The 25,264-nt window shown below is 60.7% G+C and carries 22 protein-coding genes, 1 tRNA gene, 2 pseudogenes and 1 riboswitch; of the genes and pseudogenes, 9 read left to right on the top strand and 16 right to left on the bottom strand.

The window, feature by feature from the left end:
- Positions 1-14 precede the first annotated feature (14 nt).
- Positions 15-1,178, bottom strand: a complete 1,164-nt coding sequence (locus AF71_RS19245) for a spermidine/putrescine ABC transporter substrate-binding protein (protein WP_018859242.1) — start codon at positions 1,176-1,178, stop codon at positions 15-17.
- Between the two features lie 23 nt (positions 1,179-1,201).
- On the bottom strand, positions 1,202-2,302 hold the full coding sequence (locus AF71_RS19240) for an ABC transporter ATP-binding protein (RefSeq protein WP_018859241.1): 1,101 nt from the start codon (positions 2,300-2,302) through the stop codon (positions 1,202-1,204).
- 192 nt (positions 2,303-2,494) lie between these two features.
- Between AF71_RS19240 and AF71_RS19235 the strand changes: the two genes are divergently transcribed.
- The 3 genes from AF71_RS19235 to AF71_RS19225 all read left to right on the top strand — a co-directional run bounded on the left by AF71_RS19235 (position 2,495) and on the right by AF71_RS19225 (position 4,925).
- Positions 2,495-3,310 carry a LuxR C-terminal-related transcriptional regulator gene (locus AF71_RS19235; RefSeq protein WP_169682642.1) on the top strand — a complete coding sequence of 272 codons (816 nt, stop codon included), beginning with the start codon at positions 2,495-2,497 and terminating at the stop codon, positions 3,308-3,310.
- A gap of 60 nt (positions 3,311-3,370) precedes the next feature.
- Positions 3,371-4,033 (top strand): sulfite oxidase-like oxidoreductase, encoded by a 663-nt coding sequence (locus AF71_RS19230; RefSeq protein WP_169682640.1) that lies wholly within the window; start codon positions 3,371-3,373, stop codon positions 4,031-4,033.
- Positions 4,034-4,235: 202 nt separating this feature from the next.
- Positions 4,236-4,925: a helix-turn-helix transcriptional regulator gene (locus AF71_RS19225; protein ID WP_169682638.1), complete on the top strand. Its 690-nt coding sequence runs from the start codon at positions 4,236-4,238 to the stop codon at positions 4,923-4,925.
- A 46-nt stretch (positions 4,926-4,971) separates the two neighbouring features.
- Here AF71_RS19225 and AF71_RS19220 read toward each other — a convergent pair whose 3' ends face one another.
- The 3 genes from AF71_RS19220 to AF71_RS19210 are packed head-to-tail and all read right to left on the bottom strand — an operon-like array spanning position 4,972 to position 6,591.
- Entirely contained in the window at positions 4,972-5,583 is a 612-nt protein-coding gene (locus tag AF71_RS19220) for a hypothetical protein (RefSeq protein ID WP_018859238.1), read from the bottom strand.
- 41 nt (positions 5,584-5,624) lie between these two features.
- The gene (locus tag AF71_RS19215) at positions 5,625-6,368 is read right to left on the bottom strand and encodes a CbtA family protein (protein WP_169682636.1); all 744 of its coding nucleotides are present in this window, start codon (positions 6,366-6,368) and stop codon (positions 5,625-5,627) included.
- 13 nt (positions 6,369-6,381) lie between these two features.
- Positions 6,382-6,591, bottom strand: coding sequence for a CbtB domain-containing protein (locus AF71_RS19210; protein WP_018859236.1), 210 nt, complete (start codon positions 6,589-6,591; stop codon positions 6,382-6,384).
- Between the two features lie 28 nt (positions 6,592-6,619).
- Positions 6,620-6,757, bottom strand: a riboswitch (cobalamin riboswitch).
- A 57-nt stretch (positions 6,758-6,814) separates the two neighbouring features.
- On the opposite strand from AF71_RS19210, the gene AF71_RS19205 reads away from it, so the two are divergent.
- From AF71_RS19205 to AF71_RS31800, 3 genes and pseudogenes are all read left to right on the top strand, one after another.
- The gene (locus AF71_RS19205; protein WP_113471098.1) at positions 6,815-7,378 is read left to right on the top strand and encodes a histidine phosphatase family protein; all 564 of its coding nucleotides are present in this window, start codon (positions 6,815-6,817) and stop codon (positions 7,376-7,378) included.
- Between the two features lie 383 nt (positions 7,379-7,761).
- Positions 7,762-9,327 carry an EAL domain-containing protein gene (locus AF71_RS19200; protein WP_169682633.1) on the top strand — a complete coding sequence of 522 codons (1,566 nt, stop codon included), beginning with the start codon at positions 7,762-7,764 and terminating at the stop codon, positions 9,325-9,327.
- A 301-nt stretch (positions 9,328-9,628) separates the two neighbouring features.
- Positions 9,629-9,793, top strand: a pseudogene (locus tag AF71_RS31800) (porin family protein); the annotation flags it as partial.
- Positions 9,794-9,881: 88 nt separating this feature from the next.
- Here the strand turns inward: AF71_RS31800 and AF71_RS19195 are convergent.
- A complete protein-coding gene (locus tag AF71_RS19195; RefSeq protein WP_192306232.1) occupies positions 9,882-10,037 on the bottom strand; it encodes a hypothetical protein in 156 nt (51 codons plus the stop codon).
- A gap of 12 nt (positions 10,038-10,049) precedes the next feature.
- Here AF71_RS19195 and AF71_RS19190 point away from each other — a divergent pair.
- A pseudogene (locus tag AF71_RS19190) lies at positions 10,050-10,635 on the top strand (transglutaminase-like cysteine peptidase).
- A gap of 60 nt (positions 10,636-10,695) precedes the next feature.
- Here AF71_RS19190 and AF71_RS19185 read toward each other — a convergent pair.
- From AF71_RS19185 to AF71_RS19165, 5 genes are all read right to left on the bottom strand, one after another.
- Positions 10,696-10,956 (bottom strand): hypothetical protein, encoded by a 261-nt coding sequence (locus AF71_RS19185; RefSeq protein ID WP_169682631.1) that lies wholly within the window; start codon positions 10,954-10,956, stop codon positions 10,696-10,698.
- Between the two features lie 149 nt (positions 10,957-11,105).
- A tRNA-Met gene (locus tag AF71_RS19180) sits at positions 11,106-11,182 on the bottom strand.
- A 110-nt stretch (positions 11,183-11,292) separates the two neighbouring features.
- Positions 11,293-12,492, bottom strand: a complete 1,200-nt coding sequence (gene mnmA / locus AF71_RS19175) for a tRNA 2-thiouridine(34) synthase MnmA (RefSeq protein WP_169682629.1) — start codon at positions 12,490-12,492, stop codon at positions 11,293-11,295.
- Positions 12,493-12,670: 178 nt separating this feature from the next.
- Positions 12,671-14,080 carry a chromate efflux transporter gene (chrA, locus tag AF71_RS19170; protein ID WP_169682627.1) on the bottom strand — a complete coding sequence of 470 codons (1,410 nt, stop codon included), beginning with the start codon at positions 14,078-14,080 and terminating at the stop codon, positions 12,671-12,673.
- A complete protein-coding gene (locus tag AF71_RS19165) occupies positions 14,081-14,896 on the bottom strand; it encodes a sulfurtransferase/chromate resistance protein (RefSeq protein WP_169682625.1) in 816 nt (271 codons plus the stop codon). It abuts the gene before it with no gap.
- A 301-nt stretch (positions 14,897-15,197) separates the two neighbouring features.
- Between AF71_RS19165 and AF71_RS19160 the strand changes: the two genes are divergently transcribed.
- A complete protein-coding gene (locus AF71_RS19160) occupies positions 15,198-16,406 on the top strand; it encodes an MFS transporter (RefSeq protein ID WP_169682623.1) in 1,209 nt (402 codons plus the stop codon).
- A 61-nt stretch (positions 16,407-16,467) separates the two neighbouring features.
- Here the strand turns inward: AF71_RS19160 and AF71_RS19155 are convergent, their stop codons facing one another.
- Positions 16,468-18,558 carry a bifunctional diguanylate cyclase/phosphodiesterase gene (locus tag AF71_RS19155; RefSeq protein ID WP_169682621.1) on the bottom strand — a complete coding sequence of 697 codons (2,091 nt, stop codon included), beginning with the start codon at positions 18,556-18,558 and terminating at the stop codon, positions 16,468-16,470.
- A gap of 140 nt (positions 18,559-18,698) precedes the next feature.
- A complete protein-coding gene (locus AF71_RS19150; protein ID WP_018859225.1) occupies positions 18,699-19,121 on the bottom strand; it encodes a helix-turn-helix domain-containing protein in 423 nt (140 codons plus the stop codon).
- 71 nt (positions 19,122-19,192) lie between these two features.
- Here AF71_RS19150 and AF71_RS19145 point away from each other — a divergent pair, with 71 nt between their 5' ends.
- Positions 19,193-21,433: a heavy metal translocating P-type ATPase gene (locus AF71_RS19145; protein WP_169682619.1), complete on the top strand. Its 2,241-nt coding sequence runs from the start codon at positions 19,193-19,195 to the stop codon at positions 21,431-21,433.
- Positions 21,434-21,460: 27 nt separating this feature from the next.
- Here AF71_RS19145 and AF71_RS19140 read toward each other — a convergent pair whose 3' ends face one another.
- The 3 genes from AF71_RS19140 to serA form a co-directional block, all read right to left on the bottom strand.
- Positions 21,461-22,648, bottom strand: a complete 1,188-nt coding sequence (locus AF71_RS19140; RefSeq protein ID WP_348644144.1) for a transporter substrate-binding domain-containing protein — start codon at positions 22,646-22,648, stop codon at positions 21,461-21,463.
- 644 nt (positions 22,649-23,292) lie between these two features.
- Positions 23,293-23,451, bottom strand: a complete 159-nt coding sequence (locus AF71_RS19135) for a hypothetical protein (RefSeq protein WP_025660921.1) — start codon at positions 23,449-23,451, stop codon at positions 23,293-23,295.
- A gap of 148 nt (positions 23,452-23,599) precedes the next feature.
- Entirely contained in the window at positions 23,600-25,195 is a 1,596-nt protein-coding gene (serA, locus tag AF71_RS19130; RefSeq protein ID WP_169682616.1) for a phosphoglycerate dehydrogenase, read from the bottom strand.
- Between the last annotated feature and the right edge of the window lie 69 nt (positions 25,196-25,264).

Genomic DNA, 25,264 nt, shown 5'->3' with positions numbered 1-25,264 from the left:
TGACGGCAGGCTGGTCACGCCGACTTGAACCGCGCCATCAACTCGGCGCGACCCGGATCCGTCAGGGTTATAGCGGCGCCGAACTCCAGAGGCGTCAGCGATGCTTCATCCGGATAGACGATCTTGTTTGAGGTGATCTCCTTCGGCAGCAACGAAATGACGCGGCTATCGGTGGTCGGCGCGCCGTTGGCGATATGCTCCTTCACCGCGTTCGCGGGATCCATCAGGTAGTTGAGAAGAGCATAGCCTGCCGCCTTGTTCGGAGCGTCCTTCGGGATCGCATAGTAGTCGGTCCAGATTTCACCACCGTCCGTTCCGAGGATGTAGGCAAGCTCAGGCATGTCGCGATTAAGCTGCGCACCGTCGTTCGTCCAGCACATCGTCATCCAGGCGTCCGTGGCGCGCATGGCCGGCTGATAGTCGGAGTTGATGGCGAAGAGATGCGGTTTCACCTTGATCAGCAGCTCCTCGGCCTTCGCAAGCTCCTCCGGCTTGATCGAGTTGAAACCATAGCCCAGCGACACCAGCGCGCTGCCGATCGTCGTCAGCTGGTAGTCATGCACCATGGCGCGGCCATCAGCTTCTGTCTGCGCGACCTCGAAGAAATCCTTCCAGCTCGTGGGCTTCGCCTTGATCTTGGAGGTGTTGACCGAGAATCCGGTCGTGCCCCAGTTCTTCGGTAGAGCGTAGGTCTTGCCGTCGATCTGGCCTTCCTTGGTAAAACGCGGGCTCTCCGTCGACTGGCTGAAATTGACAATCTTCGAGAGGTCGAGTTCGTCAATCAGGCCGAGCTTGTGGTAGGTGGAAATCGTGTAGTTGGTCGGCACGAAAAGCGACCAGCCGGAAGCGCCCGCCTGCAGCTTCGCCAGCATTTCCTCGTTCGAACCGAACACGTTGACTTCGACGGCCACGCCGGTTGCCGCCTTGAAGTTCTCGAATGTCGCCGGATCATGGTAGTTCGGCCAGGTCGCGATCGACATCTGCGTGCCGAGGTCTTCGCCGGCATAGGCTGGCGTCGACAAGGCACCTGGGAAGCGCGACATCACGGCGGTCGCAAGACCGAGGCCGGTGATGCCGAGGAAGTGGCGGCGGCTGACAGAGCCACGCTTGAGCCGCATGAACTCGTCCATGAAGCCGTTGGCTGAAATGGGAAGGTTATCCTTATAGTCTTTGCTCATGATGCTGTTCCCTTGTTTTGATTTTAGGCTGCACTTGATGCTGAGAAGACATGGGCCGCGCCGGGATCAAAGCCGAGGTAGACGGCCTCGCCGGGCTCGACCAGATCGCTTTCGTTCATGCTGCGGCGGTCGGCGGTCACCAGAAAGTCACCGAGCCCCGGCACCGTGACGGCATATTCCGCCGACGACCCCAGGAAGATGCGGTGGGTCACCGTGCCTTTGAAGCTTGCGATATCGGGCGCCTGCATGCGTGTCAGGCGGATCGATTCCGGCCGGATCGCGACGATTGCCTCGCCCGTTGAAACACCCGCCCGGATCCCCGCGGCGATTGCGGAACCGTCCGCAAGACGCAGCGTCGCGCCATCCGCCTCCATCGTCGCCTTCACCCGGTTGGTCTTGCCAACGAAATCGGCTACGAACAAATCGGCCGGGCGGTCATAGACCTCCTGCGGCGAGCCCAGCTGGCGAATCCGCCCCGCGCTCATCACGCAGACGATATCCGCCATAGAGAGCGCTTCTTCCTGATCATGGGTGACCAGAACAAAGGTGATGCCAAGTTCGCGTTGCAATGTCTGCAATTCGATCTGCATGGCGGAGCGTAGCTTCTTGTCGAGCGCAGCCAGCGGTTCGTCCAGGAGCAGCACCGACGGACGGTTGACGATCGCGCGAGCGAGCGCCACGCGCTGCTGCTGTCCACCAGACATTTCGTGGATGCGGCGCTTGGCGAAGCCGCCGAGCCGAACCATTTCAAGCGCCTCAGTGACACGCCGGTCGATTTCGGCCGCCGCAAACTTGGGCCGCACCTGCTTCAGACCATAAGCAACGTTCTGCCGGACGTCGAAATGCGGAAACAACGCATAATGCTGAAAGACCATGTTCACCGGGCGCCGATAGGCCGGCACACCGTTCATCTCGCGCCCGTCGATCAGCACAGTACCTTGGCTTGGCTGCTCGAAACCGCCGATCATGCGCAGGCAAGTGGTCTTGCCGCAGCCCGACGGGCCGAGCAACGCGAGGAATGCACCCTTCGGCACATTGAGGTTGATGTCCGTTACGGCGATCACCGGGCCATAATTCTTGGTGACCGAACGGAATTCGATATCGTTCGTCGAAGCAGATGCCACGTCTGTTCCCTGCGGTTGGTCTGGATTGGGCAGTCTAGCGCTGCCTTTTGCCACCGTCGCTGTGGAAAGACTAAGCGCGCCCTTCCCTCACGGTATATACCCCGAGAGGGGTATTCTAGCCGCAAAGCCTTCATGGAAGGTATATACACGGGGAGCGGATTTCCGCGCGGGGCGATCAGGAGGTTCCGGGAAATGACCACTGACCTGGAGGCGCTATTTCGGGCCTTCAATGCCACCATTGGCCGGCAGGCGATGGGCGATGCAGAATTCGGCGAGACCTTCCGGGAGATGATGGCGGCGCTCGTAAGCTTCGACTACGTCGTTGTCTTCGCCTATCGCGGCAAGGAGCGGCCGATCGATCTCTACAGCACCTTCGACCCGAAGGAGCACATCATTTTCGTGACCCTCTACCAGGCTGGCCCCTACCTCCTCGACCCGTTCTACCACACGGCCCATGAACGTCGCGCCGGCGTGTTTCGCATGCGGGAACTGGCGCCAGACCGGTTCTTCTCCAGCGAGTACTACCGGACTTATTACGTCCAGACAGGCCTTGCAGAGGAGATCGGTTTCTTCGTCACGGCCGATGACGATATCACGATCGTTCTTTCGCTTATGCGCAAGGAAAAGACCGGGCCCTTCCCGCCTGCGGAATTTGCCTTGCTGAAGAAAGCCGAACCATTGATCGCAAACATGGTTCGGCACTACTGGGCCGGGCTCGGAACTCGCTTTGATGCGCAACAGCATTCGAGACCCCGCGGCAACCGCAAACGCAACGCCAGTGAAAGCGCCCTGCAGCCCGCCGAAGCGGTGTGGCGTGATCTCAATCTCACCAGCCGCGAGACCGCGATCGTCGATCTTGTCCTTCAGGGGCACTCCTCCGAGTCGATCGGCCTGAAGCTCAACATCTCGACAGGGACCGTGAAGGTTCATCGGCGCAACGTCTACCGCAAGCTCGGCATATCGTCGCAAACACAGCTCCTCTCGCTGTACCTCAAGAATCTGTCGTGACGCACGCTTGACAGTCTCGAAGCCTGGATGCCCTATTGCGGCAACGCGAAAGGGCCAGCGATGAGCGACGATCAAACCCCGACCGACAGCAAGCTCACGAGATCGAAGCGCCGCTGGGCCGAGGAAGGAAAATTCCTCACCGGCCGCATCAGTCGCCCGGAAACCGAGCGCCTGCCGCCGGGTCAGCACCTCGTCAAGGATTGGCCGATCCTTGATCTCGGCCAGCACCCGATCATCGCGCCCGACACATGGAGCCTGGAAGTCCGTGGACTGGTCGAAACCCCGCTTGATCTTACCTGGACCGCCTTCCAGGCGCTCGAGCAGAGCACTAAGGTCACCGACATTCATTGCGTGACGACGTGGTCACGCTACGACAACAAGTGGAAGGGTGTTTCGACGCGCGACCTGCTCGATCAGGCAATACCGAATCCGGAAGCTCACTACGTCATGCTGACAAGCTATGATGGCTATACGACAAACTTGCCGCTCTCCGACTTCGCCGCAGAAGATGCCATCCTCGCAACCTCCTGGGAAGGTGTGCCGCTGACGCGCGATCACGGCGGCCCCATGCGGCTCGTCGTTCCGCATCTCTATTTCTGGAAGAGCGCCAAGTGGCTGCGCCGTATCGAGCTGCTGCCGGCCGATGCATCAGGCTTCTGGGAAAAAAACGGCTATCACATGTACGGCGACCCCTGGCGCGAACAACGCTACTCGGATGATTGAAACCGGACGCCGCGGGCGCCTCCAGCCTGAACCCGCTTAACGTGCAGAACGCACACCGAGAAATTCGCTTCAAAATAGATGCAGCGAGCGATATATTTTTCATATTAATGCCTTACGACGATTCAGCCGTGGTCGGCTGTTGAAAGCTGTACCCATTTTGGGTTGTCGTAGTGCAACGATTCCAGATATCGCGCATGGATTGATGAACAAGGACACTTCATTTCATACTGTCACGCAGAAACTGCTGGACGCATGGTTGCATACCACGCCGCAACTGCCGGCCGCTCCAGAGGACATCTATCGCGACGTCCTCGAGCTCCTGACGATCCGGATGAGGATGACGCTCGTCGTTCTCAACGGCGACGATCCGTTGCAATGGCATCTGAAGGTCGTGCGCTCTTCTACCGTCAGTTCGCGTATCCTGAACATCAACAAGCTCTTTGCCGATCAGCGCATCGGCGAATTCAAGGATCGGGGCTACATGGAGACGGCCGTCATCCCGCGTTATCGCGAGGTGATTGCCACGCAGAAGCCGTCGATGGAACTGGTCAAGACACGGGTGCTTGGCGTCAACATCGGATACGAACGGCTGATCCTTCCGCAAAAGACAACGGCGCAACATCCAGCCTGGCTTCTGGCGGTCTCGAACGGTCGCTTCATGTTCAACCCGCCGCAGCAGCGAGCACGCATGGATGCGACCGATGAAGCCGTGATGCAGCTCCTGACGGAAGGCGCGACGGCCAAGGAGATCGCCGCTGACCTCGGCATTTCACCCCGCACGGTCGAGCACCGCCTAGAGCGCATGAAGGAGCGCTACGGAGCGAAGAACACTGTCCATCTCGCGGCCATGCTGATTGCGACGCACCTCGACCGCGATATCGAGAAGAGCTAGAGCCATTCAGGGTTAAATTAAGGACGGTCTGCCGGAGCAGGTTTCGTCAGGGCGCGATCCACCGAAGCAGCCGCCGTCCACAATATGCCGCAGCCAGCAACACCGCCGCGAAGCCGGTAACCGTCACCATGCTGCCGGGATGCAAGGGAACATTCCTCCACACCGGGCGAACGACATCCGCAGTGTTGAACGCCTCACCGCTGAACTCGCAGGTGATCAGCGCCAGACCGCGCAACACCATGCCGGCGTCGATCGCAGAGACGATGGCCTCCGCCTCGTCCGCCTCCGCGCCCATGTTGCGCATCGACAGGAGTACGGCCTTCGTTGCCGCGAGGTAGGCGTGCGAGCATTCATTGAATGGACTGGCCTCGTCGGTCACCCCGCCCGGCATCTTGCCCCAGAGACAATAGGCATGCTGGATCTGCGCATAGTTCAGCACGCGTCGGAACGGCTCGTTCGTGTCCGTGGCACGCGCCGCGAGATCAATGATCCGATCGCGATACTCCGCCATCATGACCATTTCGCCATGTGAGATCTCGGCGATCGCGATGCCGCTTTGGGAACCGCTGCTGCTCCGCTGGTGCGCGTCGGCCGCGACGGACCAAAGCTGCAGGACAGCAATCATGGCTACAAGAAAAATGGGACGCCGACTGGTCATCTCTGAGGACAGGCTCCGGATTGCTCCGGGGCCTTCTCCGATCAATGGAAGACCGACGCGCGAGCGCTGAGCCTGGGTGCGGCACCGAGCTTGCGCTCGGCCAGAGCACCAAAGGCCAGGCCAAGAACGCCCCATAGGATGGCGTGCATCCCGATCGTGGTCGTACGGAAACGCCAGAGAACCATAGCCGAATAGTTCTCCGCAACCTCGTTGATCGGCGGCAGCAGATACTGCACGAGGCCGATGAAACCGACATAGGCCAGACCTGCCGCGATTGCCGCATTCCACATACCGAACCGCGGCGTGAGGCGGCGTGCAAGCGCAATTGCCGCTACAAGCGCAGCGATCGAAACGACGATCATCAGGAAAAACAGCTCGGTCCTGACGCCAATGGTGTCGGGATTGCCGACTGCTGGCGGATTGGCCGGATATTTTATGTTGGGTACGATCACGATAGCGACAAACGCCGCAACGGCGATGACGGCACAGGTCCCGCGGGCGCTCAGATTGCTGAACCGCCCCTGGATAAAGGCGAATACGAGGGCAAACAGGCCGCCGACAGCAATGCTGTAGGCCATTACACCGGTCAAGAGGCCAAGGCCCGCCTGCGTGGCGCGGCTGACGATTTCAGGCTCAGCAGTTTCACCCGCCGCCTGGGCGGCCGCCTCCTCGAACGCGATCGCCTGGTCGACAAGCGGCTCGCCGAAAGTATGCGCAAAGGCGAAAACGAGGACGCCAGCGATCACCCCCGCGAGCATGCCGCGAAGCAAAAGATTTCCAACCATGTCCGGAACTCCCTTAGTGGCAGGGAAAGCCGAGGAGATGCCGGCCGTCATGCACGAACTCGTGCACGTACATACCGTTGAAAAGCGCCATCGCGCCCTCTTCGGTACCGACGAAATAGATGGCGATGAGCATCAGTAGACCGCCGAAGATGGCCCAAGGCAAAAGCTCGCCAACCGGAATCGGAGCCGGTGCGGCGACGGGCGCAAAAGTAGTGTCAGACATGTATTCCTCCTGGAATGACGCGTTCAGTCGAGAATCGTTGCGTGGCAGGGTCTGACTTCCAGTCCGAGGTATCCTCATCCTGATCACAGTGGCGCGACCGCACCGGAATTTCACCGGTTTCCAAACCCACAACATCACCGTTATATCTGCCGCTTCGAACCTGTCAACGAAACTTCATGCAGCGGCGGACCACGCTCCCCGATATCCGGAGACAACGAACGTGATGACGCGCCTTACCTGGATCTGCCACGGCCCGACGGCCGCCAACCGCGAGGCGCGCTTCCCGCAGGACGAACCGCTGAATGAAAAGGCAATCATTGCCACACGGGCAATCACCCCACGCCTGCGGCACGCCGACAGCGTCTTCGCCAGCCCGACGCTGCGCGCGCGGCAGACGGCCGGCGCGCTTGGCTTGCAGCCGGAAGTTTCCGAGGCGCTCGCCGATTGCGATTTTGGCCGCTGGGCGGGCCGTTCGATCGCCGAGATCCAGCAAGCGGAACCCGAGAACCTTGCCGCCTGGATGGCGCAACCGGAGGAAGCACCGCATGGTGGCGAGGCGATCGCTGCCGTGTGCATGCGTGTAAACGGCTGGATGCGCGAGCACTTGCAGTCCGGCGGTAACATCATCGCCATTACCCATGCGGCGGTCATCCGAGCAGCCATCATCGGCACGCTGAATGCCCCCCTGTCATCATTCTGGATTACCGATATCGAACCGCTCGCCGTCGCTCACATGACCAGCAACGGAAGCCGCTGGTCCCTGCGCTTCGAAGGACAAACCACCTAATTTTCAGGGCGATAATTTAGTCCAGCCTTACGCAAGCAATCGATGCGATAGTTTTTCGACCCGACACCGTCGGGCTGTCAATCCTTGCCCCAAGGAGGACTTTGCATGCCCTATGATTGGAGCGGCGCGCGGATGCGACGCTCGCGTCTGCTACGTATGACTGGCGCCGGGATGCTTCTCCTGCTCGTCGTCAGCGTCACCCTTCTAACCAGACTTTGAGAACAACAGGCGAGCGACAAGCGCTCGCCTCGTTTTTCACCGCGGCTTTCGAGCCAGTTCACACGCCGTGATAGCGATTTGATAACAAGAAATCGCCCTTTGATTTCAACAAACGCTTCAGACTTCCATGATACATCAGCGCCCGGGTGGAGATGGAGTAAAGCATGCCGGTATTCTTCCAGAGCAGGGCCGGGAGGCAATGCTTGTTGGTCATGGCGTTGGGGGTAACGCTATGGCTCGTCGGTGCAATCCTGGAACTGGATAACTGTGTGGTCGCCTTCGTCGGCGCCTACGAAAGCTATGGTGCAGACAAGCTCGTCCTCGCCCTTGGCATCGGCGGGGCGATGAGCTTCGTCTATTCGATCCTGCGCATTGTCGATTTGCGCAAGGAGATGGAGCTGCGGGCCACCGCTCAGGCCAAGGCCGACTGGACAGCAACCCACGACCACCTCACCAAACTTCCCAACCGCTATGCGTTCGAACGGAAAGTCCTGCTGCGAAGGACGAAGACCGACGTCGAAGGTGACGAGTGGGAGCAGAACGTGACAATCTTCTCGGTAGACCTCGATGGCTTCAAGAAGGTCAATGACCTTGTCGGCCACAATGGCGGCGACGCCCTTCTGATCGAGGTGGCAAAACGGATCTGCGCAATCGGAAACGCGGACTGCGTCTATCGCTTCGGCGGCGACGAGTTCGTCGTCGTTGCGCTTGGCCTCTCCTCCCGCCATGAAGAACGCTTCGCGCGTTTGCTCATTCAAGCCGTAACACGGCCCATTCACATCAACGGGTTCGCGGTCGAAGTCGGCGCCAGCGTCGGCCACGATCGCTGGGAGCAGGGTCAAGAGCCGCTCGAGGACGCGGCCCACCGAGCCGACCTCGCCATGTACGAGGCGAAGTCACGCGGCCCCAACCACCACATGGTGTTCGAAGCCTCGATGCAGGACAAGGTGGCAAAGCGCGCGACGCTGGAATCAAAGCTGCGCGTCGCAATTCAGCAAAAGGCCATCCGCCCCTTCTATCAACCGTTGATCGATCTCAAGAGAGGCACGGTCTGCGGCTTCGAAGCGCTCGCTCGCTGGACGGACGAAGAAGGCGTCGCCATTCCGCCGCCGGAGTTCATCGGCATTGCCGAAGAGACCGGACTGATCACCGAGCTTTTCGAAGACCTTCTGGCGCAGGCCTGCGGAGACGCCCTGGCCTGGGACGACCACGTTACCCTCTCCTTCAATGTCTCTCCGGTGCAGATGGAGGACAAGCTGCTGGCCTCGCGCATCTTCAAGGTGTTGTCGGCAAATGGTCTTCCGCCAAGTCGTCTGGAGATCGAGATCACCGAAAATGCCCTGATCCAGGATCCGGCGGTTGCCGCAATCATCCTGGATGAACTCCACGATGCAGGCGTTCAGATCGCGCTTGACGATTTCGGCACCGGCTACTCCAGCCTCGCCCAGCTCGCCCGCTATCGCTTCGACAAGATCAAGATCGACAAGAGCTTCATCGCAACGTACCGCGATGATGAGCGTCAGGAAAAAATCATCCGCGCCATGCTTGGGCTCGGGCGCAGCCTCAACATACAGACCACCGCCGAGGGCATCGAAGAGCATCGCCAACTCGGCCACCTGCTTCAACTCGGCTGCGATGTCGGACAGGGCTATCTCTTCGGCAAGGCGATGCCCGCCGAAGAAACGCGCTCGTTCGCCCTTGACCGTCACGAGACATTGGCCAACGGATAAGCGCTCCGCACTCCTCTCCAGTAGTCCTCTACATCAGAACTTCGTAATGGACCCGTTCAGACAGGGCCACGTTCGCTCACGCAGCATGGACCGCGATCACCGATCGGACCTAGCCCGATCGGTGCGCAAAGTGAGTGGACCCTTGTCATAGGAGAGGGATTTATCGCGCATTTTCGTATCGCTGCCGCCTCGGCGGCCTTCATTGGTCTTGCAGGGGCGGCGTCGCCCCCCGATTTTATGACGGGGCGGCCGCGGTTGTACCAGCAGCCCCAGTTTTCACCTGGAACGGCTTCGATGCCAGTTCTCAGGGTGGACCGCCGGAGCCGGTCTCGACTACGCCTTCACGTACAACATCTTCGGGCGCGTGGAATGTCGTTACAACGACTACGGCAGCAAAGTCCTTTTGGGCATAGACACCGTTTTCAATCAGAAGGTTGTTACCGTCAGCGCTGGCTTCAGATTTTGAGACTGCTCAACGATGAAATGACCAAGCCCGGACATACGCCCGGGCTTTGCTTCTCTGAACTGAGGCTGGTCGCCGTGTAAGATAAGCCTTAGTGGTGGTTTCCACCACCCTGGTTTCCACCACCCTGATTGCCGCCACCCTGGTGGCCACCACCCTGGTTGCCACCGCCTTGGTTGCCACCACCTTCGTTACCGCCACCCTGGTTACCGCCGCCTTCGTTACCGCCACCTTGGTTGCGCAGCACTCAGCCGATAGGATGTTTTCGACGCGGACCTTGGCAGCTTTCGCAGCGTTCACGCTTGTTTTCACAGCGTTTTCTGGTGAGAGCTATGCAGGATCCACCCTGCGCGCATCAGGCGCCATTGGAGCGCCGATAGGCTTCCCCTCGGCTTGCACGCGCTATACTTGGCTTTGCCATGGCAACGGCGGCCACGAGATGACCGACGAGAAGGCTATGCCTTTGCTTCAAAAGGTGAACCGGCAGGTCAACGCTGGCGACGGACGCACAGACATCGGGGAAATCCGAATACTGGTCGCTTCCCATCAACAACAAAGGCGACTGCGAAGACTATGCCCTACTGAAGCTGAAAACCTTGCTGGGCGCCGGCTTTGCGTCGAACAAACTGGCGCTTTCGGTTGTCATCGATCGCCGCGGCAACAACCATGTCGTCCTGCTGGCCCGACTGAGATCCGGCGATTATGTTCTCGACAATCTTGCAGGCAAAGTAAAACCCTAGGCAAGCACGGGATATACTTTTCTGGCAAGCCAGAACTTCAACGACAGAAGCGCCTGGCAAGTAACGCTGGCCGGCCCGAGAGCGGACCAATATTCCGGAACGTAGAGCGCTGCGAGCAATTCTCCGCTTGCCGGCCGGCCGCGCGCCTTCGCGACGATGCAAGGGCTAGTGGACGGTCGGGTCCTCTTCCTCCAGAAATGTTCGGATCCCCTCGCGTGCGATCGTCGCCAGGAACTCGTCAAAGGCCTCGCGATCGGTCGCGAAGGGCTCTTCCCATTCGATGAGATCCTCGTGCTGGGTCACCACTTCCATTTTCCAGTCGCCATTCGTACCCGCCGGACGGAAGATGTCGACGAGCACGGTCACGCCATCATCGGTAAACTCACCGGCAAGCTCGGAATGTTCCAGTTTCGGCTTCTTCGCCATTCTCAAATCCGATCCGTGATTTTCGCCGAGCAGTCTAAGCGACAATGATGACAACAGCGCAGACCCATGGTGCACAGGGGTAAGCAACGGAGAAAGGCCCGCAGCCAAGGTTTATGGGAAAGTCCACAGAAGAAAATGCGTCATTTGACTGGTAGCGGAGGAGGGATTTGAACCCCCGACACAAGGATTATGATTCCTCTGCTCTGACCTACTGAGCTACTCCGCCACTGGTCAACGGTGCCGTTCGCGATGCGCTCGGCCCGTGGGATGAGCGGCTTATAAGGTGCGCTTCGGCTTTGTGTCAAGCGCATGATCGAGAAAATACCACAGGCTTTTTCAGGCCGCGACCGGGCTGGCCAACAGCGCCTTCAGCGAAGCTTCCGCCGCCGGTTCGCGCTCGGAGCGTTCGATGAAACCACCGCCATACACGCGGGCGTCGTCGCCGGGTGCCGAATAGAGCGCACAGGCCTGGCCCGGCGCAACGCCAGCCTCGCCAACCGCGAGGTCGACATAGATGCCGGTCGCATCGGCATGCAAGACGGCAGGCGTCGGCGCGCGCGTCGAGCGAACCTTGGCAAAGCACACGAAGCCCTCGCCCGAAGCCGCCTCGACAAGCGGCTCGTCACCCAGCCAGTTGACATCCCGCAAATAGACGCGGTGCGTCTCCAGCGCCTCCTTCGGCCCGACAATGACCCGGCGCGAGCGGGCATCGAGATAGACGACATAGAGCGGCTCGCCGGTGGCGACGCCGATGCCGCGGCGCTGGCCGATCGTGTAGTGCAGGATGCCTTCATGCTGGCCCAGCACGCGGCCGTCGAGATGGACGATCTCGCCTGCGAGTGCCGCATTCGGCTTCAGCTTGTTGATGATGTCGGAATATTTGCCCTGCGGCACGAAACAGATGTCCTGGCTGTCGGCCTTCTTGGCGACGACAAGCCCCATCTCTTCGGCAAGCTTGCGGGTTTCTGCCTTGGGCAGACCGCCGAGCGGAAAGCGCAGGTAATCGATCTGTTCCTGCGTCGTCGCGAAGAGGAAGTAGCTTTGGTCGCGATCGGCATCAGCAGGGCGATAAAGGGCGCGGCGACCGGGATTGCCGGGGGCCGGATTGGCGCGGGAGCGAATGTAGTGGCCAGTCGCCAGCGCGTCGGCGCTAAGCTCCTTGGCCGTTGCCAGGAGATCCGCGAACTTGACCGTCTGGTTGCACGAGACGCAGGGGATCGGCGTCTCGCCGGCCACATAGCTTTCCATGAAGGGGTTGATCACCGTATCCCGGAAGCGCTTTTCGTAATCCAGGACATAGTGAGGAATACCGAGCGTTTCGCAAACGCGACGCGCATCGTCGATATCCTGGCCGGCGCAGCAGGAACCGGCACGGTGAACGGCCGCGCCGTGGTCGTAAAGCTGCAGCGTAATGCCGAGCACGTCATAGCCCTGGCGCTTGAGAATGCCTGCCACCACGGAGCTATCAACGCCGCCGGACATGGCGACGACAACGCGGGTATCTTCCGGCCTCTTGTCAAAATCCAGTGTATTCACGGGTGGCTGCCAATTCTAAGCTTGTTGCGGTCCGCCCATCTGAGCCGGCGGATTTCCTACGTCAGAGCGGGATCGGCCGCCGGACTTTCGTTGGCGAGGATATAGAAAGGATTGGGGTCCGGCGCAAGAGGAAGCACGTTTCATCACTCGCGCCGCCCTGGTTCGCAGCGCGGCTCGATCAGAACGACGCGATCAGCCTCCACGCCATTCCGGCAGCAGCACATCCAAGCAGTGTGGGGATCACCGACATCCTGAACCGGAAGATCGCAACCGCTGCGGCAAGGCTGAGAGCCAGCGACGGCAGGGCGAGCGACGACCAGACCGGCAGTTCGACCCATAGTGGACCGAACTGATGGACGCGAGCCTCGACAAATAGAAAGTGCAGACCGAACCAGATGGCGAGGTTCAGTATCACACCCACCACGGCAGCGGTGATCGCCGACATGGCACTTGCGAGCGCCGCATTTCCCCTGAGCTTTTCAATGAAAGGCGCACCGAGAAAAATCCAGAGGAAGCACGGCACGAACGTGACCCAGGTCGTCAGCATCGCCGCCAGCGTGGCTGCGGTCATCGGATCGAGGCCAGCCGGGTCGCGATAGGCGCCCATGAACCCGACGAACTGTAGAACCATGATCAGCGGCCCCGGCGTCGTCTCGGCCATGCCGAGTCCATCTAGCATCTCCGTCGGCCGCAGCCAGCCATAGTGCTGCACCGCCTCCTGCGCGACATAGGCGAGGACGGCGTATGCGCCGCCAAAAGTCACCACGGCCATTTTGCTAAAGAAGATGCCGATCTGCGTGAACACATCATCTCCGCCACGGAAAACGTAGAGCAGCAGAAGCGGCCCGAGCCAGAGTGCCAGCAACACAGCCGAGATCTTAAGCGACCACACCAGGTTTGGCCGCGCATGAACCGGCGTTTCCTCACCAAGCGCGGAGTCGGCATCGGCAAGGATGTGACCCGCCGCAGTTTTGTGGCCATTACCCACCTGGAAGAGCCTTGAACTGGATTTGGAACCGAGGAAGCCTGTTATCGCCGCCGCCAGAATGATGAGCGGGAATGGGACGTGGAGCACAAATATCGCGAAGAATGCCACTAGCGCGATAACGACCATCGCGGGATTTTTGAGCGCCCTGCCCCCGATCCGAATGACCGCTTGCACGACGACCGCAAGCACGGCGGCCTTGAGGCCGAAGAACATGCCTTCGACGGCCTCGACGTTGCCAAATATCACGTAGACGTAGCTTAAGGCCAGGATGGAGAGGAAGCCGGGCAAGACGAAAAGGATGCCGGCCACAAGGCCTCCTGCCGTCCTGTGCATGAGCCAGCCGATATAGATGGCGAGCTGTTGCGCCTCTGGCCCGGGTAACAGCATGCAGTAGTTGAGGGCGTGCAGAAAACGGTGTTCGCCGATCCACTTCTTTTCGTCGACGACGATCCTGTGCATGACGGCGATCTGCCCGGCCGGGCCGCCGAAACTCAACGCCGCCACGCGCAACCAGACGCGAAAGGCCTCGCCGAAGGAGACACCGTGACCCGTCCCGCCCGTCGTGTCGTCGGCGGGCCTGTTCGTGGCAAGATTGGTCATCTAACTTCCCTTCTTCGCCGAGGGCCAGTTGTGCGTTTCGTCGGTCGCGTCGCGGCACCATCGGTAGAAGGCATCGTAAAGGGTCATGCCGGCCTGCAATTGCTCGAGGTCATCGGCAAACATCCGCGAGAGCCCGAGCGAAGCCGCCAGCAATCCCGCTGCTTCGGGTGCGAGATCGAGCCTTGCGGTGTCGGCAGCCCGGACGATCGTCGCAAGCCTGAGGAGCGGCTGGGATTGAAGGGTGAACTCCTCCAGCATGATATCGAAGGAGCAACGCTCGCCACGATGGCTCCAGAAGACATCCTCGATGTCGAACGGTGTTGCGCCGAACCGGTCGGCGACCATCAGCACTTCAGCGGTGGGAACGAACAGGAAGACAGCCGATGGATCGACGAAGCGGCGGATCAACCAGGGGCAGGCGATACGGTCGATCTTCGGGCGCGCGCGCGTGACCCAAACCGTCCGCCCCTTCGCGTCCCGCGGCGGCAGCTTATCGTCCGGCACTGCGAGACCGCCTGCCTTGCTCCATGCCTCGAACCCGCCTTCCAGTGTTTCGGCCTGCGTACCCATGACGCGAAGATGCGCGGCAACGCCGTGGCTAAGCTTGGCGCCGTGGTGGCAGACAATGACGGCCGGACCGTGGATTTCGGCACCCCACTCCTCCACATCCTTGAATGGCTTGCGGATCGATCCGGGAATGAGACGAGAATCTGCGGAAAAGTCCTCGTCATTGCGCACATCGATCAAGACAGGCGCACCCGGCGTGCCGATGAGGCGGTTCAGTTTGTCGGCTGAGATTTCGGTGAATGACGGCATCGCGCGTCCTCCGTTTTAGCGGCTTCGTTGGACGCGACTCTTCGGCTGGCGCCTCGTGGGGTGATCGCGACCCCATGGACCATATGATCCACGCGTGAATCGGCTATGTCAACATTTTCCGCCTGCTTGCGCTGCCGGCAAACAATTGAGATGTAACGATTGATCCCGCAGCGGCTAGACTGAAGTGTCCGAGCGCACGAGGAGGACGATATCACGCTAGGCTTCGGACGCTTTTTCAGGTCGCCGTCAGATTTCAAAAGCAGAAGACCCTGGCGGGTTCGTTTGTGAAAGGTAGTTCGATATGGTCGACGTTGCCGGCTCGCGACCCGCAGCCCTGCGGGCGATCCCGAAAGGCGTCTGGGCTCTCGGCTTCGTTTCGCTGTTCATGGACATCTCCTCCGAGATGATCCACGCGCTGCTTCCGGTCTACATGGTTGCCATCCTCGGCACTTCGGCATTTGCAGTCGGCGTGATCGAAGGCATTGCCGAGGCGACCGCCGCCATCACCAAAGTGTTTTCCGGAGCGCTCAGCGATTGGCTTGGCAAGCGAAAGCTGCTCGTGGCCCTGGGCTACGGAATGGCCGCGCTGACAAAGCCAGTGTTTCCCCTGGCACCGTCGCTGGGCTGGCTCGTAACCGCGCGTTTCGTGGACCGCGTTGGAAAGGGCATCAGGGGCGCACCGCGCGACGCCTTGATAGCCGACATCAGCCCGAAGGAAATCCGCGGCGCAAGTTTCGGTCTGCGTCAGTCGCTGGACACGGTCGGCGCCTTCCTTGGGCCGGCACTGGCCTTGGGTCTGATGTGGTGGACCGCCGACCACTATGCGACGGTCTTCTGGATCGCCGTCATACCGGCGTTCTGCTCGGTCGCGATCATCCTCTTTGTCGTCAAGGAACCGCCGCATGCCGACCAAGGGCGCGCTCGGGTGCCGCTCCGAGCCTCGGAACTCGTTCGACTGCCCGTGATCTACTGGCTGGTCGTTGCCGTCTCTGCTGTCTTCACCCTTGCACGGTTCAGCGAGGCCTTCCTCATCCTTGATGCTCAACAGATGGGACTTCCCGTCATGTTCGTTCCGATCGTCCTGATCGTCATGAACATTGCCTATGGAATCTCGGCTTATCCGGTAGGCGTCATGGCGGATCGTGTCGACAGGATAACCCTGCTGATGGTCGGGCTGGCGCTTCTCATTCTCGCCGACCTCAGCCTTGCGTTTCTTCCCGGGCTGGCAGGCCTCGGGATTGGAGTACTGCTGTGGGGGTTCCACATGGGCTTTACACAGGGCCTGCTGGCGACCCTTGTTGCGGATGCCGCACCCGCCGAACTGCGCGGAACCGCCTTCGGCATCTTCAACCTGATTGCGGGTGTCGCTCTTCTCGCCGCGAGCGTGCTCGCCGGCGCCCTCTGGGATTGGGGCGGACACCAGATAACCTTTCTCGCCGGCGCAGCCTTTGCCTCGCTCGCCGGCCTTTCGCTGCTGCCGTTGAAAAGGCGGCTTAGAACTGCTTTATAAATCAGGAGCTTGCCCCGTCAGCGATCCACGCAGCAAAGCTGACACCTTCGAGGTAATGATTTCAGGAGCCGGTCGCGGCAAGCAAGGGAGAGGCTCCGCCGTAAATCAGGGCCTCCGCCTCGGCCTGTTGCATAGGCGTGCCAAGCAGGAAGCCTTGTACTTCGCTGAAGCCTTCGGCGCGCAATTTCCGTAACTGCTCTTCGGTCTCGATCCCTTCCGCAAGCGTTGTCGCGTTGAAACCGGAGCCGATGCCGACGACCGCCCGCACGATCGCCAAGTTACCCGGATCCGTTTCGATGCCGGAGACAAAGCTGCGGTCGAGCTTGATCTTATCGAAGGCAAAGGCGCGCAGATAACTGAAGGAGGAATAACCGGTGCCGAAATCGTCAATGGCGATGCGGATGCCGAGTTCCTTCAACGCCCGCAAGAGCGGCAGGCTCTGCTCAACGTCGGCGAGGAAGACTGACTCGGTGATCTCGATCTCAAGGCGTTCAGGACGGAGACCGGTCTCATCCAGTACCGCAACAACGGTCGCAAGCAGGCTGTTGTGGCGAAACTGGCACACGGAGAGATTGACGGCGATCTTGAGGTGATCGGGCCAGGCCGCCGCCGCCCGACAGGCTTCGCGCAGCACCCACTCGCCGACCTGAATGATAAGGCCCGTCTCCTCGGCGAGGGGTATGAATTCCATCGGCGGGACCAGCCCTCGTACGGGATGGCGCCAGCGGATCAAGGCCTCGAAGCCCGCCAGACCATCGTCGTCAAGTTGCACGATTGGCTGGTAGTGCAGTTCAAACTGGCCCTTTAGCAGCGCCTCGTGAAGCTCGGCCGTGATCATGTGCCTGCGCTCGGCTTCGAGGCGCATTTCAGGAAGATAAAAGCGATAGGTCGAGCGACCACTTTCCTTCGCTGCGTAGAGCGCAAGGTCCGCGTTTCGCATCAGGACATCGTCGTCCTCGGCGTGCTCCGGCGCAAGCGCAATGCCGATGCTGCAGGTGACATGCTCGTCGACGCCATCAAGATCAAATGGGGCCGATAACGATCGGAGCAGCCGTTCGGCAAAGCGTTCAATGTTCTCACGTCGCTCCAGTCGGAGCAGCAGCGCAAACTCGTCGCCGCCGAGACGCGCGACGAGGTCGCCATCGGCGACAAGCTGCATCAGGCGCCCTGCGACCTGGCATAGCAGCGCATCGCCCGCGGCATGCCCTTTGCTGTCATTGATATGCTTGAAGTGGTCGACATCGAGGTAAAGCAGCGCCAGCGGGTTTTCCGTCGTGGCGACCGGTGCCTCCCGCTGGATATGATCGGCGAAAGAGGCGCGGTTCGGCAGGCCCGTCAGCGCATCGTGCATTGCCATGTAAGCGAGACGAGCCTCGACCGATCGCTCCTCGGTCACGTCCTGGGAAATGCCCAGGACATAGCGCGGCACGCCGCCGTCCGGTGCGGGCAGAGCCCGCTTGATCGTCCGCAGAATCCGCGGCGTCCCATCGGCGCGCTGCATCGTCTCTTCGAAGCTGATGGTTGTACCTGCCCCGAGAGCTCGGGAATCCTGCTCGCGAAAGATCGCCGTTTGCTTCTCCTCGAAAATGATGGAGTCGCTCTGACCGATGATACCTTCTGGATCGTGGCCGACGATGACCCCACACGCTTCGTTGAAAAGGATGTAGCGTCCGTCTTCTTCCATGTCCTTCACGAAGACGCCTACGGGCAGGTTGTCGACGATACTGTCCAGCATTGAGCGTGTATCGCTCACCTGCCTTTGGGCTGCGTTGACCTCGGTCCGGTCCTGCACGATCGCGAGGATCGCATCCCGTCCGTCGAAGCGAACCGCCCGTCCGTAGGTGAGCACTTCCAGGGTTTCGCCATTGGCCTTCAAATGCGTCCAGCGCTCCGCACGCTCCATATCCGTACGGGCCTGCACGGCATCGCGCATTCGCTTGCGCTCTTGCTCCGGCCTGATGTCGAGGACCGTCATGCGCGCGTAGTCCTGGCGCGAATAGCCGTAGAGATCGATGGCAGCATTGTTGACGATCAGGAAGCGAAGGCTGCCGGGTTCGTAGACCCACATCGGCGACGGATGGGTTGCAAACAGCGACTGAAAATCATCGTTCGGCGCATCGATCGGAGCAAATGCTTTCTGGAAACCGGTCATACTAGATCACAAGAAGTAATGGCAGCGGATCGACGGGTTATAGGTCGAAAAGCTAAACAAAAACAGAATCATAATTCGCACAAACTTTAGGCGTAACGCCTTTGGATTGTGCATTGCGGTATTTCTGCCTCCCTTCCCCATCAGTGATGGGCATGGCTGCACTGGCCGTGATCCGCCAGCACCTCGATGACACGGCACTGATCGACACGGCCGTGACCGCAGCCTTCCACCATCAGCTCCAGCTCCGCTTTCAGCGCCATCAGGCTTCGGATCCTCTGCTCGACTTCGATTAGGCGGGCCTTGGCGATCGCGTCTGCAGAGGCGCATGACTGGTGCGGGTCGTCCTGCAGGGTCAGGAGGGTGCGGATCGCCTCCACTTCGAAGCCAAGCTCGCGGGCATGACGGATGAAGGCGAGCCTGCGCAGATCCGCCGGCTCGTAGGAACGTTGGTTGCCTTCGCTCCGGTTCGGCTCCGGCAGGAGGCCGATGCTCTCGTAGTAGCGGATCGTCGGCACTTTGACGCCGCTTTTCCGGGAGGCTTCGCCGATCGTGATCGTTTTCATGATTTTCCTCTTGCACCTCTAGTCGCTAGAGGATGTAGGGAGGATGCTTCTGTCTGACAAGGAAGCGGATCATGGGTGAAACGGTCGAGAAACGTTACAGGGTTGGCGGCATGGATTGCGCCAGCTGCGCAGCCAAGATTGACACCGCCGTCCGACGCATCCCAGGTGTCGAAGACGTTTCTATCTCCGTGACCGCGGGGACGATGACTGTACGCCACGACGGCAGCAGCGATCTTGTCGCCATCGAAAAGAAAGTGACGAGCCTTGGCTATTCCGTCTCGCAGGTGACCGGAAGGATGCCAGTGGATACACAGCCGGCAGACCATTCCCACCATGACCATGACCACAGTAATCACGACCACGCCGGGCATAATCACGCAGGTCATGAGCATGTAGCGGAAAGAGTGCCTGACGCGCTGGAAGGGCTCCACGGTCACGAGGCCCCTATGGCCGGACCTTGGTGGCACAGCAAGAAGGGCCGGCTGACAATCTTTGCCGGCGCAGCCCTCGTTATAGCTTACGTCATCGGCCACCTCGTGCCGGCAATTGCGCCCTACGCGTTCATCATGGCAGTGCTCGTCGGCCTTGTTCCAATCGCCCGACGCGCAATCGTCGCTGCCTTCGCTGGCACGCCCTTTTCGATCGAGATGCTGATGACGATCGCGGCGGTTGGCGCGGTTATCATCCAGGCCAGCGAGGAAGCCGCCGCCGTGGTCTTCCTGTTTCTGGTTGGCGAACTGCTGGAAGGCATCGCCGCCGGCAAGGCACGCGCGAGCATCCAGTCGCTGGCGACCCTGGTCCCGAAACGCGCCTTCCTCGAAGAGGATGGCAAGACCCGGGAAGTTCCCGCCGAGAGCCTCGCCGTCGGTTCGACGATTCTGGTTCGTCCGGGCGACCGCATCGCGGCGGATGGCACCATCCTGTCCGGCGAAAGTGCAATCGACGAAGCGCCGGTCACCGGCGAAAGTACGCCCGTGCAAAAAGGCGTGGGCGACACCGTTTTTGCAGGTACCGTCAACGGCGACGCGGCTCTTCGGGTCAAGGTGACGGCAGCGGCGGCGGACAACACGATTGCGCGTGTCGTCCGGCTGGTCGAAGCGGCGCAGGAATCAAAGGCGCCGACGGAGCGCTTCATCGACCGTTTCTCTCGTTACTATACGCCCGGCGTCGTCGTGGTTGCCGCCCTTGTCGCGATCCTGCCGCCGCTTCTTGCCGGCAGCGCCTGGAACGAATGGATCTACAAGGGCCTCGCCATATTGCTGATCGGCTGCCCCTGTGCCCTCGTGATCTCGACCCCGGCCGCGATTGCCGCCTCGCTTTCTTCTGGAGCGCGCCGCGGTCTGCTGCTGAAAGGCGGCGGGGTTCTCGAGACCCTCGGCAAAGTCACTGCCGTAGCATTCGACAAAACAGGCACGCTGACGGAAGGCAAGCCGCAGGTGACCGATGTGATCGCGTTTGGAAAGGACGAAGGCGAAGTCCTGAAATATGCCGCTGCCCTTGAGACAGGATCCAGCCATCCGCTGGCGCTTGCAATCCTGGCGCGAGCAACCGCCGCCGAGATCACCCTCCCCGCAGCAAGCAACGCCAAGGCTCTGGGAGGAAAAGGCATCACCGGGACCGTCGAGGGCCAACCCGTATTCTTCGGGTCTCCCAAAGCCGCCAGCGAACAAATCCCTCTTTCATCGGATCAGGTCGCGCGCATCACGGCGCTCAACGACGATGGAAAAACAGTTTCGGTACTAATCGTCGGCGACACGCTGGCAGGAGCCATCGCCATGCGTGACGAACCGCGCGATGACGCCGAGCCCGGCCTTGAGAGATTGACCGAGGCAGGCATCAAGACTGTCATGCTAACGGGTGACAATCACCGTACCGCAAAAGCGATTGGCACACAGCTCGGCATCGAGGTACGCGCCGACCTGATGCCGGAGGACAAGCAACGCATCGTGACTGAGCTGAAGCGCGGCGGCCTGATCGTTGCCAAGGTTGGCGACGGCATCAACGACGCCCCTGCCCTTGCGACCGCCGATGTCGGTATCGCCATGGGCGGCGGCACCGATGTGGCGCTCGAAACTGCCGATGCCGCGATCCTGCATGGTCGCGTCAGCGACGTTGCTGCGATGATCGCGCTCTCCAAGCGCACCATGCGCAACATCGTCCAAAACATCACCATCGCGCTCGGCCTGAAGGCGGCATTTCTCGTGACCACCATCGCAGGCATCACTGGCCTCTGGCCGGCGATCCTGGCCGATACCGGCGCAACGGTGCTGGTCACCATCAATGCGCTGAGACTGCTGAAGCCGGCCAGGTAAGGGGTTAAGCAGGCACCGCTCTTTCGCTCATCGTTTTTCTCCGAGGTACTGAAAGATCGTTCGTTTCCAACGCGGATCGTGAATCGCCTGAAGGACGGCGACGTCGATTGCCTTTCGATACGGTCTGCCGAGCGGCATGGCGAGCCCGTAGCTTTGGGGCTCGAAATCGACATCCAGGACTTGCACGCTGCTGGAGAAATGCTGCTCCACAGTCCACGCTAAAAGCGGCTTGTCGTAGACGAAGGCATCGATCGATCCTGTTTCGAGCGCCTTCAGCCCGTCGGCAACCTGGGCAAATGTGCGGTGCTTGATGCGCTCGCCGTCCAGGAAGCCGATGGTCGCCGAATTGGCAAGCGTGCCAACGCGCACGCCCGGCAGATCCTCCACGCCATTGACCAGCCCGCGCATCTGCCTCGTCGTCAGTGCGGAAGTGACGCTGGCGGTGAACACGGCGATCGTGATGATCGATACCACCATCCAGATGATCGCAAGCGCCCTCCCCGCAACGGTGATCGGCCCGCGATGCCCGGTGCTTGCCTGGGTCATGGCCTCCGCGGACCACCAGATGCTCGCTCCCAAACCGCGTCCGACCGGTCCGCCGAAGTCGTCGTTGTGGCGCCGCTCGAACAGCCACACCAGTGCGCCGACCAGCAGGGAGATACCGATCAGCGCTCCCGCCGCCTGCAGGAATCCCGCTGAGATCATTGTCCGGGTGATTTCGCGCCACACCGACACGCTGTTGACCGACACAGCGATCCCCAGGCCGGTATCGTAGAAGGGCTGACTGAAATCCACGCGGCGTTCGCGGTCGGCCGTGATGGTGATCGCTGCGACGGAAACATCGTAGTCGCCCCGCGATGTGGCTTCGATGAGTTTTTGAACATCGGGCTCTTCGGCGAGGCGAAACTGCAGCCCTAGCTTCTGCGCGACCTCGCGCCAGAGCTCAATGGAAATGCCGCTCCAATTGCCATCGGCATCCTTCATCGCAAATGGCGGTGCCTGCTTGGTGCCGATAACAAGTTCGCGCTGAGGGAAATCTTGCCTGTCGGTCTGCTGCGGAACCTGCCCATAGACATAGGCGCAGCCGACTGCAGTTCCACTGAAGGCCGAGAAAGCGATAAGCGCGCCCCGGATATGGCGGCCCGCAGTGCGCACCCACCCACGTATGCCAGTCGCAAACGTTGCAACGGAGACTGCCACGATACCCGTTCTCACCAGCCTCCAACTCCGAAAAGAACCGCGCGCCAAGGCTGCCTAGTCCTGGGCAACGGCCTGGGCAGCGGTCCGAAGCGAGCCACGAAAGAACGCAAATTAGAAGTACGTTACGGTAAAATTTGCGCTTCGCCCGCCCTTCATACGCCTACGATTTTCAAAGGCACTGGGTCAGGTACAAAACCTCTGCGTTAGTCTCGCTGCGCAATTTGCACGCAGTGGGAACATTTCGCTCGCTGGGGCGTTAACGTTAAGAGGAGGAGTAACATGACGAATGACTTCAACAGACCAAACCCGAATACCTCGGCGTCCAAGAGCAGGACGCTGTGGATTGTTTTGGCAGCCATTGTCGTTATCGTAGCATTAGCAGCCACTTATTGGCCGAGAACACAAACCGGTTCGACCGCGACGGCACCGAACGCACCGGCTCCGACCACTTCCGAGCCGGCGTCACCGCCACCTGCATCGACTGCACCCGCGACACCGCCAGCAGCTGAGACTCCTGCCGCTCCAGCTCCTGCTGCCCCGGCTACCGAGACTCCGGCCGCCCCGGCGCCAGCCGCTCCGGCTCCAGCGAACCCGCAGTAGCCGCGAGCCCGCTTGCTCAGGCGGGCTTAACCTGCAAACATAAAGGCCGGCCGCTCGACTTAGTTCGCGCCGGCCTTGAGGATGCGATGCGTGCTGACATCCAGCGCATTGCCCGCTTCCCTGCCGTCCTTGGCAAGACCGTTCGCCGTGTTTGCGCAAGCTGACAGGCTGATGAGTGAGGCGAGCGCAAGGGCGATAGCGACGACTGACTTTGTCATGAAAGCTCCCAAATTGGTTGTTCAACAACCGTAGAAAGAGACCGATGGTCGCCCCTGACAGTGATCAACGTGGTCGACCGAAAGACAAAACGAGAAAACCCGGCGCAGGTTCCCACGCCGGGTTTTCTCATTGCCTGGGGAGCAAAACTCAATCGACTGAGAACACCAGCGGCTTTGCCTGGCGGATCGCCGAGTGTGCTGTCAGCTTGGCCAGAACCTCATCGCCAATCGGACCATCGACGTAAAGCAGCGCGATAGCATCGCCCCCCTGCTTGTCGCGGCCGAGCTGGAAGTTCGCAATGTTGACGCCAGCGGCGCCTAGCGTCGTACCGATGAAGCCGATCATGCCGGGTACGTCGGTGTTGGCGATGTAGACCATGTGCGAACCGACATCGGCATCAAGGTTGATGCCCTTGATCTGGATGAAGCGCGGCTTGCCGTCAGAGAAGACCGTGCCGGCGATCGAACGCGTCATCGTGTCGGTCTTGACGGTAAGCTTGATGTAGCCGTCGTAGACGCCGGTTTTGTCACGCTTGACCTCGGAGAGCACGATGCCCTTTTCCTTGATCATGATCGGCGCCGAAACCATGTTGACGTCGGCGACCTGGTTGCGAATGAGGCCGGCGAGCAAAGCCGAGGTCAGCGCCTTGGTGTTCATCGTGGCCGTCGCGCCATCGTACAGGATCTCGATTTCCTTGATCGGATCTTCCGACACCTGGCCGACAAAAGCACCGAGAACGTCGGCAAGCCGGATAAACGGCTTCAGGATCGGTGCTTCTTCAGCAGTGATCGACGGCATGTTGATGGCGTTGGAGACCGCACCCTTGACGAGGTAATCCGCCATCTGCTCGGCGACCTGAAGGGCGACGTTTTCCTGTGCTTCCGTGGTCGACGCACCCAGGTGCGGCGTGCAGACGACGTTCGGCAGGCCGAACAGCGGGCTCTCCTTGGCGGGCTCGACCTCGAAGACGTCGAAGCCGGCGCCGGCGACGTGGCCGGACTTGATGGCTTCTGCGAGCGCTGCTTCGTCAACCAGGCCACCACGGGCGCAGTTGATGATGCGAACGCCGGGCTTCGTCTTGGCGAGGTTTTCCTTGCCGAGGATACCGCGGGTCTTGTCGGTCATCGGAACGTGCAGCGTGATGAAGTCGGCCTTGGCCAGCAGCTCGTCGAGCTCAACCTTGGTGACGCCCATTTCCTGCGCGCGCTCGGCCGACAGGAAGGGATCGTAGGCCAGAACATGCATGCCGAGGCCGATAGCCTTCTTGCAGACGATGCCGCCGATGTTTCCGGCGCCGATGACGCCGAGCATCTTGCCGGTGATTTCGACACCCATGAACTTCGACTTTTCCCACTTGCCGGCCTGCGTCGAGGCATCGGCCTGGGGCAGTTGGCGGGCAACGGCGAACATCAGCGCAATGGCATGCTCGGCCGTGGTGATCGAGTTGCCGAACGGCGTGTTCATGACGATGATGCCTCGCTTGGAGGCGGCCGGGATATCGACGTTATCGACGCCGATGCCGGCGCGACCGATGACCTTGAGATTGGTCGCAGCGGCGATCAGCTTTTCCGTCGCCTTGGTGGCGGAGCGGATGGCGAGACCATCGTAGTTGCCGATGATTTCGGCGAGCTTGTCCTTGTCCTTGCCGAGCTGCGGCTGGAAATCGACTTCGACGCCACGATCACGGAAGATCTGGACAGCGGTTTCCGACAGTTCGTCGGATACGAGAACGCGAGGTGCCATTGCGGGGCTTCCTTCAAAAAGTTCAGCGATGGATGAAATCAGGGATACGAGGCTCCGCCCGTTCGGCGG

The sequence above is a fragment of the Rhizobium sp. 57MFTsu3.2 genome (assembly GCF_012932765.1).
Classification (GTDB): domain Bacteria; phylum Pseudomonadota; class Alphaproteobacteria; order Rhizobiales; family Rhizobiaceae; genus Rhizobium; species Rhizobium altiplani.
The sequence above is the reverse complement of the archived record's forward strand: the minus strand, read 5'-3'. Positions and strand labels throughout refer to the sequence as shown.